Genomic DNA, 13,931 nt, shown 5'->3' on the forward strand with positions numbered 1-13,931 from the left:
CCGGTGCCAACGCCATCACGGACGTCCACGTTCAGAATGATCTCGGCCATCGCCTCGCCTCAACAACACAAACGCCGCGCTGACCAGTCAGCCCTCGCGGCGGGGTCTAGGGACCCTGAATTCAAGAGCGCGGGTCATTACACGCAAGAACCCCCGGACGCAACAGGCCGGGCGTCGCTTGTACGCCGGTTCAGCCGCCGTTGTTCAGCGACGCCGTCGCGGCGGTGGAGGCCGCGGCGGCTTCCGCGGCCACGGGAGTCTGCTCCGGCGCCCCGCCCGCCACGGCGGTCAGGGGAAGCTCCGGCGGCGCGGGGGTGATGTTCTGGGCCGTGCAGGTGGCCAGATCGCGGGCCACGTGGCGGCCGACGCAGAACATGTCCTCATAGCTGGGCCGGGAGGCGGCCAGGCACTGGAACAGCATCAGTTTGGACATGTTGAGGCAGAATTCGCTGTTCTGCTCGACCGTCAGGGCTTCGGTGCTGGCCCGGGCGTCGTCGCCCCCCGCGCCCAGGGCCGCCAGGGCGGCCACGGCGAGGGAACGGATCACGGCGGGCGTGTAGGGCGGGCCTGAACGGGCGGGGCCCACGCCCAGTCCCGAGCCGTTGTTGGCGGCGGCGAACAGCCGGGCCGACTCCTCGGCGGACGGCAGCATCTGCACGGCCGACAGCGACTTGGCGCCCTCCAGCCGGGTGACGCGGTCGGAAATGTGCACCGTGGCCCAGCGGCGGCGCGGATCGCCGCGCCCCTGGATCGTATAGGCGTCTTCCTCGACGGCTTCGGCGATCAGCATCATGGCCGCCGAGTCGCGGCCGATGGTGTCGACGATCAGGCCGGCGGCGGCGTCCGCCCCGGGGAAGGTGGCGGCGGCGGCGGGGTCGGCGAGGATGCGGGCGATCATCTGCTGGCGCTGGACCGGATCGGCGGCATAGGTGCGCACGCCCTGCACGAACTCCGGCGATTGCAGCGCCAGGATCGAGCCATAGGCGATCATGCCCCGCGAGAGCTGGGCCGGTTCATAGGACGCGCCCTTGCGGATCGCGGCCTGGATGGCCTCGGCGCTGTCGAAACCGGCGCGGATCGTGCCGACCTCGCGCATGAAGGCGACGTAGATCGAGGCGGCCTGGGCCACCCCCTCGTTCAGGTTGACGGCGGGCGGCGGCGACGGCGGCGGCGGCGGGGCGGGGGCGGGTTCCGGCTCAGGCGTGGCGCAACTGGCCAGGACAAGGGCGGTGACGGCGGCGGCGACCGAGAGGCCGCGACGCGGATAGGCCATGAACATCCGAGATTCCCCAGCTCACTCACGGCGTCTTCGCGGGACGCCGAAACTCAAGACGCCTTATAAGGCGCCGCGAATCGTTTGCCGATCACTAATCCGCCAGCGGGATCGGCGCGCCGGTCCCGATATTCAGCTGCTGGGTCGGCGAGACGGGCGTGCGCTCGGGCGGGTCCAGCGGCGCGGTGACGATCGCCGGTCGGGGAGGCCCGGCGGGAACGATGTCCGACACCGTGACGGTCGCCGCCGGCAGGGCCGCGCTGCGGGTGCAGGTCGCCAGATCGCGCACGATATGCCGCCCGACGCAGAACATGTCCTCGTAGCTGGGCCGGGACGCCGCCAGGCACTGGTAGAGGTTCAGTTTGGACTCGTTCAGGCAGTTGTTGCTGACCGGCTCGGACTGCAGGGCGGCGGTATTGGCCCGCGCATCCTCGCCGGCGGCGCCGAGGGCCGCCAGGGCGGCGAGGGCGAGGGCGTTCGCCACCACCGGCGGATAGGGGGCCTCGCGACGCCGCGACCCCGCGATGGTCACGCCGGCGCCGCTGTTGCCCGCGGCGAACAGGCGGGCCGACTCCGTGGCCGAGGGCAGCATGGTCTGGCCCGAAAGGGCCTTGGCGCCGGCCAACCGGGTTTCGCGGTCGGTGATATGGGCGATCGCCCACGACCGCCGGCCGTCGGCCTGGACCGCATAGGCGTCGTTCTCCACCGAGTTGGCCGCCGCGGTCAGGGCGTCGATGTCGGCGTCCAGGGCCGCCATGATCAGGCCGGCCGCCTCGTCCGCGCCCGGCATGTATGAGGCGGTGCGCGGGTCGGCGACGATGTCGGCGATCATCTTCTGCCGGCCCGTCGGGTTGACGCCGTACTGGTTGACGCCGGCGACGAACGCCGGCGATTGCAGGGCGACGATGGAGGCGTAGGCCACCATGCCGCGCGAAATCTGGCCGGGATCATAGGCCGAACCCTTGCGCAGGGCGGCCTGGATCGCTTCGGGGTTTTCAAAGCCGCCGCGGATGGTGGCGATGTCGCGGGCGAAGGCGAGATAGACCGCCGCGTCCTCGGCGACGCCTTGCGACAGGTTGATCGCCGGCGGCGTCCGCGCGGCCAGGGCGGCGGCCTCGGCGACGCGCGCGGCCTCGGCCTCGGCTTCGGCCTTGCCCGAGGCGCAGCCCGCCAGAACCGCGGCCGCGCACAGGGCGGCCAGCGATAGGCCGCGTCGCATCATTGCCGAATGCATGGAGTCTCCTCGAACTGTCCGTCGTGGAGCAGAGAACGCGCTCCCGGCCAATTTGAGGCAGGCGAATCGGTCAATCGAACAGTTTGGAGACCGATTCCTCGTTGGCGATCCGCCGGATGGCCTCGCCGATCAGCGGAGCGACCGAGACCGTGCGGATCTTGGCGCAGGTCAAAACTTCGTGCGGCTGCTCGATGGAGTCGGTGATGACCAGCTCCTTCAGCGGCCCGTCGGTCACCCGCTGGACGGCCGGCCCGGACAGGACGCCGTGGCTGATGTAGGCCGAAACCTCGGTCGCGCCCTTGTCCATCAGCGCCTTGGCCGCGTTCACCAGGGTGCCGCCGGAATCGACGATGTCGTCGAACAGGATGCAGCGCCGGCCCTCGACGTCGCCGATGATGTTCATGACCTCGCTCTCGCCCGCCCGGGCGCGGCGCTTGTCGACGATGGCGAGGTCGGCGTTGAGGCGCGAGGCCAGCGAGCGGGCCCGGACCACGCCGCCGACGTCGGGCGACACGATCATCAGGTCGTCGCCGCGCGGATAGTGGTCCTTGATGTCCTGGGCCAGCACCGGGGTGGCGACCAGGTTGTCCGTCGGGATGTCGAAGAAGCCCTGGATCTGGCCGGCGTGCAGATCCATCGTCAGGACCCGGTGCGCGCCCGCCCGGGTGATCATGTTCGCCACCAGCTTGGCCGAGATGGGCGTGCGGCCGCCCGTCTTCCGGTCCTGCCGGGCGTAGCCGAAATAGGGCATGACCGCCGTGATCCGCCGGGCCGAGGCGCGCACCAGCGCATCGGTCATGATCAGCAGCTCCATCAGGTTGTCATTGGCCGGATAGCTGGTCGACTGGACGATGAAGACGTCCTCGCCGCGGACGTTCTCCTCGATCACGGCGAAGACCTCGTTGTCGGCGAACCGTTTCACCTGGGCCTTGGTCAGGGGCATGTCGAGGTGGGCGGCGATCGCCTGGGACAGGGTCCGGTTGGAGTTGCCAGAGAGCAGCTTCATGTCCGGTCATCCTTTGTCGAGGTGGGCGGCGATCGCCTGGGACAGGGTCCGGTTGGAGTTGCCAGAGAGCAGCTTCATGTCCGGTCATCCTTTCGCCGTCATCGCCGGGCTGAGAATGCCGCCGTGGCGCTGGCGCGCTACATACCAGCGGATGGGCCGGCCACAAGGCGCGACGCGTCTTTTTGCAGGTCTTCTTCGCGCATTGGCGCGGACAAGTCCGCTGGTGTAGAGATCGCGTCTCGTTTCCGGGGGCGCCGACGGGTTCGCGCTCGCCGGCTTGAATTTTGAGGTCGTCCTTGCCTGCTTACAATTTCCGCGCCGGCCTGATCCTGGCCACCGTGGCTGTTTCGGCCCTGACGATCTCGGCCTGTAGCGGCCGCACCAATCGTCCGCGTCTGGCCTATGAGGAGCGCCCGGTCGAGGCGCTCTACAACACCGGCTACCAGCGCCTGCAGAGCCAGCGCTGGGCCGACGCGATCGACTATTTCCAGGAGGTCGAGCGCCAGCATCCGTATTCGGAATGGTCGCGCCGCGCGATCCTGATGCAGATCTACGCCTACTACCAGAACAACAACTACGCCGACGCCATCGCCGCGTCGGACCGGTTCATCCAGCTCTTCCCAGGCAATCCCAGCGCGCCCTACGCCTTCTACATGAAGGCCCTGTGCAATTTCGAACAGATCACCGACGTCGGCCGCGACCAGGGCTATGCCCAGGCGGCCCTCGACGGGCTGAAGGATGTGCAGCGCCGCTATCCCGGCACGTCCTACGCCATCGACGCCACGGTCAAGATCGACATGGTCAACGACCAGCTGGCCGGCAAGGAAATGGCCATCGGCCGCTACTACCAGCGCGCCGGCCAGCCGCTGGCGGCGCTCAACCGCTACAAGACCGTGATCGACAACGAAGCCTACCAGCGCACCTCGCACACCCCCGAGGCCCTGTACCGTCTGGTCGAGGTCAATCTGACGCTGGGCCTGAAGGAAGAGGCGACCCGCAACGGCGCCGTGCTCGGCTTCAACTATCCCGGCAGCCCCTGGTACGCCGAGGCCTACGCCCTGCTGACCGAGGACGGCCGCCAGCCCGACGTCGCCCCGACCGGCCAGCGTGAAAGCTGGCTGCGCCGGATCATCCCGGGCTGATCTTCAACGACCCGTCATCTCGGGCTTGTCCCGAGGACCCATTGGTCAGCATTCTCCGGCGTCGCCGGTGAAACGATTCGCTTTGTCCCACGCCCATCTCTCCTGCCCCGGACAAATGGGCCCTCGGGACAAGCCCGAGGGTGACGGATGGAGGGTGTTCGCATGCTGACCGCCCTCTCCATCCGCGACATCGTGCTGGTCGACGCGCTCGACCTCGAGGTCGACGGCGGCCTGACCGTGCTGACCGGCGAGACCGGGGCCGGCAAGTCGATCATTCTCGACGCCCTCGGCCTGGCGCTGGGGGCGCGCGCGGACGCCGGACTGGTGCGGGCGGGGGCCAAACAGGCCTCGGCCACCGCCGTCTTCACCGCCCCTGACGACCCCGCCCTGATCGCCATGATCGTCGAGCGCGGCTTCGACGTCGCCCCGGGCGAGGAGCTGATCCTGCGTCGCACCGTGGCCGCCGACGGCCGCAGCCGCGCCTTCGTCAACGACCAGCCGGCGGGCGTGACCGCCCTGCGCGAGATCGGTCAGGCCCTGGTCGAGGTCCACGGCCAGCACGAGACCGTCGGCCTGCTGGACTGGAAGACCCACCGCGCCCTGCTCGACAACTACGGCGGCCTGCAGCCCCAGCTGGACGGCGTGGCCGGCGCCGCCGACCGGCTGAAGACCGCCGAACGCGCCGTCTCGGACCTCAGGGCCGCCGCGGCCGACGCCGCCGCCCACGCCGAGGAGCTGACGCAGAACCTCGCCGAGCTCGACGAACTCGACCCCCGCCCCGACGAGGAGACCGAACTGGCCGGCGAACGCGCCATCCTCGGCGCGGCGGAAAAGGCCATCGGCGACCTGGCGGACGCCCGCACCCAGCTGGGCGGCGACAAGCTGTCCCAGAAGCTGTCGGCGGCCCTGCGCGCCGTCGAGCACGCGCGCCAGCGGGCCGGCCAGGCGGGGACGGATCCCGAGCACCCGCTGCTGCAGAAACTGTCCGCCGCGGCGGAAGCCATCGACCGGACCATGGTCGAGGCCGAGGAGGCCATCGCCTGCGTCGACGCCGCCGCCAACGCCTTCGACTTCGAGCCGGGTCGGCTCGACAAGGCCGAGGAGCGGCTGTTCGCCCTGCGCGCCGCCGCCCGCAAGCTGAATACGTCGGTCGAGAGTCTGCCCGTGCTGCGCGTCCGCTTCCGCGAGAAGCTGCGCCTGATCGAGGACGGCGCCGAGGCCATCACCGCCGCCGAACGCGCCGCCTCGGCCGCGCGCGAGGCCTATGATGTGGCGGCGATGCTGCTGACCTCGGCGCGCGAGGCCGCCGCCGACCGTCTGACCGCCTCGGTGATGACCGAACTGGGGCCGCTGAAACTGGACCGCGCCCGCTTCCGCGTCGCCTTCGAGCCCGTGACCGAAGGCCGCCGGGGACCGCTGGGCGTCGAGACCGTCCGCTTCGAGATCGCCACCAACGCCGGAACCGCCTTCGGCCCGCTGGACGCCATCGCCTCGGGCGGCGAGCTGGCCCGCTTCGCCCTGGCCATGAAGGCGGCGCTGGCCGGGCGCGAGGACCAGCGCCAGCCGGTGATGATCTTCGACGAGGTCGACCAGGGCGTGGGCGGCGCCGTCGCCTCGGCCGTCGGGGCGCGCCTGCAACGGCTGTCGCATGGCGCCCAGGTCCTGGTCGTGACCCACAGCCCCCAGGTCGCCGCTCGCGGCCACGCCCACTGGAAGGTCCGCAAGGCCGACGCGGGCGGCATGACCACGACGACCGTCGACACGCTGGACGACGACGCCCGCCGCGAGGAGATCGCCCGCATGCTGTCGGGGGCGGTGGTCACCGACGAGGCGCGGGCGGCGGCGCGGTCGCTGATCGGGTAAGGGGACGACGGGGCGCGCCTCTTCAAGCGGACGTTCCGGAGGTCGCCTTTGGGTGGAAAGCGGACGCTGACCCCCCGAGCAGTCGTGCCATGCCGGTCACTCTTAGGGTGTAACAGGCACCTCGAGTGTGCGGTGCCTTCACCGGCCTCAACGGCCATCAGGCCGCCGGGAACACGATCTCATAGATCATCCCGTCGTCGGAATAGGTAACCTCCACATTGCCGCCGAGGTCGTGCCGGGCACTCGTTTGGATGAGCTTTGTACCGAAGCCCGTTCGCTCAGGCTTCCGACAGGGGCCGACGCCCATTTCGCGCCACGCAATGCGGGTCAGTGATGACGGCTCCGACAGAGCTTCGCAGGTGATGGTGATCGTGCCGTTTGGCTTTCCGAGAGCACCATATTTGACTGCGTTGGTGGCCAACTCGTGGAAGATGAGCCCCAAGCTCAACGCGGTCTTCGCCTCTACGTACAGCTCGCAACCCTCGATCTGGAGCTGGGGGCTCTGCCGTGAGAGGTGCACCCCCACCACGTCGTTGATCAACTCGCGTATGTCCGTCGCGCCCCATTGGGATTTCGTCAGAAGGCTGTGCGAAGCAGACAGGCTTGTCAGCCTTTGGGTGAAATCCTGAGTATAGGATTTGACGCTCACTGCGTCTCTGGCGGTTAGCGCCGCCATACTGGACACGACCGCCAACAGGTTCTTCGTCCGGTGATCCAGTTCCCCGAGAAGGAGCAGCTGATGCTGCCGGTCCCTCTCACGCTCCAGCGCCCGCCCGGCTTGGGCCGCTATGGTTTCGGCGACCAGGACGCGATCAGGCTCCTTTCGCATAGGAACAGGCGAGAAGAACTCGAGTACCGCCACCACTTGCCCTCGCGCAGTGATTGGTATGGCGAAGGCAGCCCCGATGCCGAGATCACGGCTATCTCCGCGAACGAACTTCTGCGCCATGTCCGCGTCATCGATCCACTCGCTTTTCGTTCCCGCCCAGACCCTCCCGGGAAGGCCGTAGCCGCGTGGGAACCGGGTGCGTTTAGTCGCCTCTCTTAGGTTTCCGTAGTCCAAGACGTCCCCGGTCCAAAAATGATCCGACAGATGTTCGGATTCCGGACGTGCGAGAAACGCATGACCAATAGGCCAACCGAGAAGGTCACAGATAGATTCTAGGCAAAGCTGGATCACGTCATCCAACGAACCGGACTCCGCTGCAACGCTGGCGACCCGGTGCAACAGAGCCGCTTCGTGGGCCCTTCGTTCCAACGCCTCCATGGTGGCCTTCGACGAGGACACGTCCCTGATGAAGGCTAGGAACACCTCTTCGCTCCCGAGACGCACAGGGGAGATGGAAAGCTCTATCGGGAACTCCTCGCCAGACCGCCGCAACGCCGTGATCTCGATTCTGGTCCGAAGCACCGGCCCTTCACCAGATGTCAGATAGTGCCTCAGGCCGGCGTGGTGCCGCTCCCGAAAATGGGCGGGCACGATGAACTGCGCCATTTCCTGATCTAAGACATCGGCACGGTCCCAGCCGAACACTCGGGCAGCCTCGTCGCTCCACTCAGCGACGGTCCCATCGGAACGCATCACTACAACCGCATCCATGGACGTGGCGAGCACGAGCTCGAGAGTATCAGTCGGTACCAAGAAGATTACGCCCTAGATTGGCGCTGAGTTTGGCAAAGAACGATCCCAAGGCAAAGAGCCTAGTCCGCTTTGGGTCAGGAGCGGGTTGTCGCCTAAGGGTGGGAAGCGGACCTGCTTAGGAGTCGGGATTGAAGCCCCAACTGGTTGCGCTCCGGGTTCCAACCGCCAGCTTGGCGGCAGTTGCCCTTAGCCTCATCTCGGACTGTGCTTGGACTGTCGGGACGGAGAAGACAGCTTTGTTTGCCCCCGCCTGATATCGGACTTCCGTGCTGGCGTTTCGGGCTTCTTCGGCAGCGACGAAGCGCGCCACCTCGCCGGGCGCTCCTTCCACTTCGAGCGTGTGGGTCGAGGACGGTGACGAGCATCCGACCAGAGCCAGCGCCGCCAACGCCACCTTGAATAACTTCATCACCCTCAACCTCCGCGAGCCCAAGGCATGACCATAGCGGGTGGAGCAATGTCTGCAACGGGTCGGGAGCCGACTGTTGCCTAAGGGTGGTAAGCGGACGTCGATTGGTGGAAGCTACCGCCATGACTATTCGCCGACGCTCTCCTACCATTTCTCTTTTCGCCACGGTGTTTGCGGTGGCCGGAGTGTCCGCCTGCGGCGCACCACCGCCGATGTCAGTCGCGGATCACTCATTCGACAAAGCGATTTCAGCAGCTTTGGCGGATGGCCAACCTATTGCGGTCACCTCAATGGAGCCGGGTGGCTGGACTATGGTTTGCGTCGTTGGTGAGCAACGACCAGCGGACATGTTGCCCGGCCAAGCCGCGCTCCCCGGCGAGGAGGCGTTTGAGAGCTTGTTTGATGCGGCGGCTTACAGATCAGGGCCGAGTTCCGCTTTCGCGTTCCTCTACGACGAGGGGGTCGAGATGCGACCGGTAAACAGCATCAATGTGAACATGGGCCAGCCCATCAACAGATGCGTTTCGAGAGAACAGGCCATTCTGGTCCCGGACGGAGAAGGCGGTTGGCGGTTCCGGGACTTCCCCCCGGAGAGCTAGGACCCGCTAACGTCCGCAATGGGTCGGAAGCCGACCGTCGCCTAAGGCTGGAAAGCGGACGTGTGGCGAGCCTAAGCCATACGATGGAGAAGATGTAGGCCGGGCTGTGAGAGCCGATCGGGTGCTCTAGGCCGCCGCTGACTCCGCTGCCGCGACAGGGCCGGCAAGGGCGCTCTCTATCGCCCGGTGAAGCGCATCAATCCGCACGGGCTTGGAGATGTGGCTGTCGGCGCCGGCCGCTGCGCTCGCGGCGACGTGCTCCGGGAGAGCGTTCGCGGTCACCATGATAATCGGCGTCCGGGCGGACCCGCGGGTTTTTTCGAGCCGGCGGATTTCCCTGACCGCCGAAACGCCGTCCATGACCGGCATCTGCATATCCATCAGGATCACGTCGAAGTTTTCGGCGAGGCAGGCGGCGACAGCCTCGGCGCCGTCCTCGACCTGGACCAGTTCGCAGCCCGAGGGGGCCAGCATCATTTCGAGGACCTTGCGGTTCACCGGGTGATCGTCCGCGATGAGGATCCTCAACCCGGGCGCCTCGACGGGGTTTGCCGGACTCTCCTCTGGCTGGGACGGGGCCTCTGCTCGCGCGAGAGGCAATGTGGTCCAGAAGCGCGAACCCGCCCCGAGCGTGCTGGAGCAGTCGACCGTTCCTCCCATCAGGCTGGCGAGTTCCGCACAAATGGCCAATCCGAGGCCCGTGCCGCCATAGCGCCGGGTGATGGTGCCGTCCGCCTGCTGGAAGCGGCCGAAGATGTCGGTATGCGTGGCGTCGAACCCGATTCCCGTGTCCTCAACCGCAAGGGTGAGCAGGTTCTCGCTCAGGCTCACGGTCACGCGCACCTCCCCGCGGGCCGTGAATTTGATCGCGTTCGATACGAAATTGCTGATGATCTGGCGAATGCGGACGGGATCGCCGAGGAAGTGCTCATCCGCTTCCGGGACGATATCGACCGTCAGCAGGGTCCCCTTGTCGGACGCCTGCGCCTGATGGAGGGCGACGGCGGAACGGACCGTGTCGCCGACATGGAAGGGAATCTGCTCGACAGCGAGCTTGCCTGAATCAATCCGGGCCGCGTCGAGGATATCGGACAACAGCCTTTCCAGGCTTTCCCCCGACGAACGGATGGTCTGCACCATGTACGCCGCCTCCGGGTCGAGCGACCGACGGGAGAGAGCATCGGCCATCGCCACGACGCCGTTCAGGGGCGTGCGAATTTCGTGCGACATGTTCGCGAGGAAGACGCTCTTGGCCTTGTTCGCGGCATCCGCCTGACGCTTCTGGTACTTGACGGCCGCCGAGGTCATGAACAGGCGCTGGTGTGTGATGACGGCGCTGACCGCGGTTGCTGCGCCAAATCCGACGACGACCACCATGGCGACCTGGCTTGCGATCAACTCCGCCGGGGTGAGGGGAATGACCCAGGGCGTCGCCAGGAGCGCCACGGCCGGGGGGAGACCACAGGCGAGCATGTGGATGGGGGTTCTGAAGCAGGAGCCGATCGCATAGACCGCGACCCCGGCGACCAGGGCCACGCCCACCATGCTCGGGGCCGGCTGATGGGTGCCCACGAGCAGCAGGGAACCGGCGCACCAGCCGATCGCGGTGACGGCCGAAGCCCCCATTCGCAGCGCGCGCGAGGTGTTGGGATGACTCGCCATGAATTTCGGGAGGCAGGCGATCGTCAGCGCGGCCTCCGCCGCCAACATCAGGAGAAGCCAGGCTCCGACCTGAAGCGGGCTCAGAAACTGAAAAAGGACGCCCGAAATTACGATGAAGAGCGCCGTTCTCACCCAGAACTTCTTGCGGCTTAGACGCGCGCTGCGATCGAGCCGCTCATCGAAGCAAAGCCAATTCAAAATATTGCGCATCAGGCCTCCCAGGATGAAGCAATGTCCGAGGCAACTTGAGATATTGTGAATCGCGCGCCGCCCCTTTTAGGGGAACCACAGCGCCTCTCGACATGGAGACTCTCGCCCCCTCCGACCCGCCCTTTCGGGGACAGGAATCCGCGACTTCCGCCCCGTCTGACAGACGCCGGCTCGCCGAAAACCGGCCTGCGACCGTTTCTGACGCAGGCCCGTGCATAATAGCCAAATGCCCGCCGGGCCTGGTCTTTGACAGTGTTGAACACGTCGGCTCCGCTGCCCAGGGGCGGGTCAACCGTCCTTCGCAGGCACGGCCTGATCCACAGGAATCGCCGTCCCGCATTTTTTCGCGGGACTCCGGGACTCTCTGCCCTTGGACGGCGGTCCAGAATTTCAAAATTCCGCTCATCCCCGCGAAAGCGGGGACCCGGTCCTTTCCAGCTACGCCGGCGTTCGTGGACGAGCGTTCCCGGCTCACTGGAACCGCTGAACCGCCCAAAGAACGGGGGCCCCGCTTTCGCGGGGATGAGCGGATTGGGGGCGCGCGAAGGGGGGCTACCCCCGCAACACCTTCAGCAACTGCGGATGCAGCTCCGAGTTCGTGGCCAGGATCTGCCCGCCCGTTTCCGGCCGGCCCTCGCCGTCGATGGTGGTCACAATCCCCCCCGCCTCGGTGACGAACAATATGCCCGCCGCCACGTCCCATGGCTGCAGGTTGCGCTCATAATAGGCGTCGTACCGKCCCGCCGCGACCCAGGCGAAGTCCAGCGCCGCCGAGCCCAGACGGCGGATGCCGGCGACGCGCTGGCCAATGGCGTGGATGTCCTTGATGGCCTGGGCATGGCCCGTCTTGCCGATGAAGGGCAGGCCGGTGGCGATCAGGCTTTCCGACAGGTCGCGGCGTCCGGCGACGCGGATGCGCGTGTCATTGAGATAGCAGCCCTTGCCCTTCTCGGCCCAGAACAGCTCGTTCATSACCGGRTTGTAGGTCACGCCCGCSACGATCTCGGACGYKCCGTCCGGCGCGGTGCGCTGCAGSCCCACSGTGATGGCGAARTGGGGCATGGCGTGCATGAAGTTGGTCGTGCCGTCGATCGGGTCGACGATCCACATGTGGGACTTGTCGGTCCCCTCSATCATGCCGCGCTCCTCGCCCAGGAAGCCGTAGCCGGGGCGGGCCTTCATCAGCAGTTCGTAGAGGGTGTCCTCGGCCTTGTCCACGGCCTGACCACGNCCACCGTGATGGCGAAGTGGGGCATGGCGTGCATGAAGTTGGTCGTGCCGTCGATCGGGTCGACGATCCACATGTGGGACTTGTCGGTCCCCTCSATCATGCCGCGCTCCTCGCCCAGGAAGCCGTAACCCGGGCGGGCCTTCATCAGCAGTTCGTACAGGGTGTCCTCGGCGCGGATGTCGGCGGCGGTGACGAAGTCGCCGGGTCCCTTGCGCGACACCTGCAACTGGGCGACCTCGCCGAAGTCGCGCAGCATCGGCCGGGCGGTCTTGCGGACCGCGTCGATCATCACGGAAACGAGGGCTGAGGCGAGGGCCATGGGGATCTCCTGGTCCGAAGGTCCTTCAAAGGCGACAGCCCGGACAGTCGGAGAAGGTCATGGAGGCGCAGGATCGCGCCTCCGGGTCGCGGYGTCGGTCGGGCCTATTCGGCSCGGCGGACGTATTCGCCGGTCGTGGTGTCGACGACGATGCGTTCGCCGACGCCCATGTACGGCGGGATCATGATGCGCACGCCGTTGTTGGCGATGGCGGGCTTGTAGGAGGAGGAGGCGGTCTGGCCCTTCACGGTGGGCTCGGTCTCGACGACTTCCAGAGTGACCTGGTCGGGCAGGGTCAGGCCGATGGGCCGTTCCTCGTGCATTTCGATGACGACCTTCATGCCGTCCTGCAGATAGGCGACGCGGTCCTCGCCGACCCAGTCCTTCTGSAGYTCGGTCTGCTCGTAGGTGGCGTCGTCCATGAAGACCAGGGCGTCGCCCTGCTCGTACAGGAACGAGAAGTCCTTCTGTTCCAGCGTGACGCGCTCGACCTTGTCTTCCGACCGGAAGCGTTCGCTCAGCTTGTTGCCGGTTTCGAGGTTCTTGGCCTCGATGTTGGCGAAGGCGCCGCCCTTGCCCGGTTTGACGTGGCTGGCCTTGGTCACGACCCACAGGCCCTTGTTGTGCTCAAGGACCATGCCGGGCTTGATGTTGTTGCCGTTGATCTTCATCGGGTTCTCGGAAGGGATKGGGCGCAGCCYCGTGGCGCGCGCGAACGGGCGCAGTCCCTAGAGGATGCGGCGTGATCCGGCAAGGCGCGGGTCAGTGAACCGTCGGCGCCTGGTCCCGCGACTTTCCCTGAACCAGATTGGCAAGATGCACCGAGCCGCCGCTGGGGGCGGCCAGCTTGCCGGCGCGATTGTCCAGCTTGCGCGCCTCGTGGGCGAAGGCGGCGGCGAGGCCGGCGGACGACATGGCGGCGGCGATCTGCAGGCCGCGGCTGGCGGGCCGCATGGCGATCCACACCGCGTTCAGCGCCTGTGCCGCGGCCCACAGGCCCATGGCCGTGGTGCGCTCGGGCCGGGCAGGGGCGTTCCAGACGCGCACCGCCGACAAGGTGGTGACCGAGAAGACGGCGGGCAGGATCAGGCTCAGCGGCCCGCGCGGACGCTCGGTGATCGGCGCGTCGTCGTCCGCCAGATGTATCGGCCGGGGCCGGATCGTGGTCCGCGCCAGCAGGGTGGCGCCGAGGGCGAAGCCGACGGTCACAGCCACGCCCAGGATGACATGGCCGATGTCGCGCTCGTTGGCGTTGAGGAAGTCGCCGGCGGCGTCGCGCGCGTCGTCAAGGATGTCGTCGATGTCGTTCACGCGTGGCTCTCCCGGTCTGCGGACAGACAA

At 67.3% G+C, this 13,931-nt stretch carries 12 protein-coding genes and 1 pseudogene; 4 read left to right on the forward strand and 9 right to left on the reverse strand.

Features of this window, described 5'->3' with window-relative positions; genetic code table 11:
• Positions 1 to 190: 190 nt before the first annotated feature.
• The 3 genes from ASD25_RS10930 to ASD25_RS10940 form a co-directional block, all read right to left on the reverse strand.
• Entirely contained in the window at positions 191 to 1,279 is a 1,089-nt protein-coding gene (locus ASD25_RS10930; RefSeq protein WP_055831550.1) for a hypothetical protein, read from the reverse strand.
• 88 nt (positions 1,280 to 1,367) lie between these two features.
• Entirely contained in the window at positions 1,368 to 2,507 is a 1,140-nt protein-coding gene (locus ASD25_RS10935; protein WP_055831549.1) for a hypothetical protein, read from the reverse strand.
• A gap of 70 nt (positions 2,508 to 2,577) precedes the next feature.
• A complete protein-coding gene (locus ASD25_RS10940; protein ID WP_055831548.1) occupies positions 2,578 to 3,513 on the reverse strand; it encodes a ribose-phosphate pyrophosphokinase in 936 nt (311 codons plus the stop codon).
• Positions 3,514 to 3,809: 296 nt separating this feature from the next.
• Between ASD25_RS10940 and ASD25_RS10945 the strand changes: the two genes are divergently transcribed.
• On the forward strand, positions 3,810 to 4,655 hold the full coding sequence (locus ASD25_RS10945; protein WP_235561800.1) for an outer membrane protein assembly factor BamD: 846 nt from the start codon (positions 3,810 to 3,812) through the stop codon (positions 4,653 to 4,655).
• A 162-nt stretch (positions 4,656 to 4,817) separates the two neighbouring features.
• The gene (gene recN / locus ASD25_RS10950; RefSeq protein WP_055831546.1) at positions 4,818 to 6,518 is read left to right on the forward strand and encodes a DNA repair protein RecN; all 1,701 of its coding nucleotides are present in this window, start codon (positions 4,818 to 4,820) and stop codon (positions 6,516 to 6,518) included.
• Positions 6,519 to 6,675: 157 nt separating this feature from the next.
• Here the strand turns inward: recN and ASD25_RS10955 are convergent, their stop codons facing one another.
• Positions 6,676 to 8,133: a sensor histidine kinase gene (locus ASD25_RS10955; protein ID WP_055831545.1), complete on the reverse strand. Its 1,458-nt coding sequence runs from the start codon at positions 8,131 to 8,133 to the stop codon at positions 6,676 to 6,678.
• Between the two features lie 293 nt (positions 8,134 to 8,426).
• Here ASD25_RS10955 and ASD25_RS30385 point away from each other — a divergent pair, with 293 nt between their 5' ends.
• Positions 8,427 to 8,600: a hypothetical protein gene (locus ASD25_RS30385; RefSeq protein ID WP_156389279.1), complete on the forward strand. Its 174-nt coding sequence runs from the start codon at positions 8,427 to 8,429 to the stop codon at positions 8,598 to 8,600.
• A 91-nt stretch (positions 8,601 to 8,691) separates the two neighbouring features.
• The gene (locus ASD25_RS30390) at positions 8,692 to 9,168 is read left to right on the forward strand and encodes a hypothetical protein (protein WP_156377006.1); all 477 of its coding nucleotides are present in this window, start codon (positions 8,692 to 8,694) and stop codon (positions 9,166 to 9,168) included.
• A gap of 126 nt (positions 9,169 to 9,294) precedes the next feature.
• On the opposite strand, the gene ASD25_RS10965 is transcribed toward ASD25_RS30390, so the two are convergent.
• The 5 genes and pseudogenes from ASD25_RS10965 to ASD25_RS10985 form a co-directional block, all read right to left on the reverse strand.
• The gene (locus tag ASD25_RS10965) at positions 9,295 to 11,040 is read right to left on the reverse strand and encodes an ATP-binding protein (RefSeq protein ID WP_055831543.1); all 1,746 of its coding nucleotides are present in this window, start codon (positions 11,038 to 11,040) and stop codon (positions 9,295 to 9,297) included.
• Between the two features lie 552 nt (positions 11,041 to 11,592).
• Positions 11,593 to 12,270 (reverse strand): inositol monophosphatase family protein (locus ASD25_RS10970; RefSeq protein ID WP_156389281.1); only part of this gene is annotated, 678 nt, incomplete at its 5' end.
• Position 12,271: 1 nt separating this feature from the next.
• Positions 12,272 to 12,590: pseudogene (locus tag ASD25_RS10975) on the reverse strand (inositol monophosphatase); the annotation flags it as partial.
• Positions 12,591 to 12,694: 104 nt separating this feature from the next.
• On the reverse strand, positions 12,695 to 13,261 hold the full coding sequence (gene efp / locus ASD25_RS10980) for an elongation factor P (RefSeq protein ID WP_055831541.1): 567 nt from the start codon (positions 13,259 to 13,261) through the stop codon (positions 12,695 to 12,697).
• Between the two features lie 91 nt (positions 13,262 to 13,352).
• Positions 13,353 to 13,901: a tryptophan-rich sensory protein gene (locus tag ASD25_RS10985; RefSeq protein WP_055831540.1), complete on the reverse strand. Its 549-nt coding sequence runs from the start codon at positions 13,899 to 13,901 to the stop codon at positions 13,353 to 13,355.
• Between the last annotated feature and the right edge of the window lie 30 nt (positions 13,902 to 13,931).

This window comes from Brevundimonas sp. Root1423 (genome assembly GCF_001426805.1).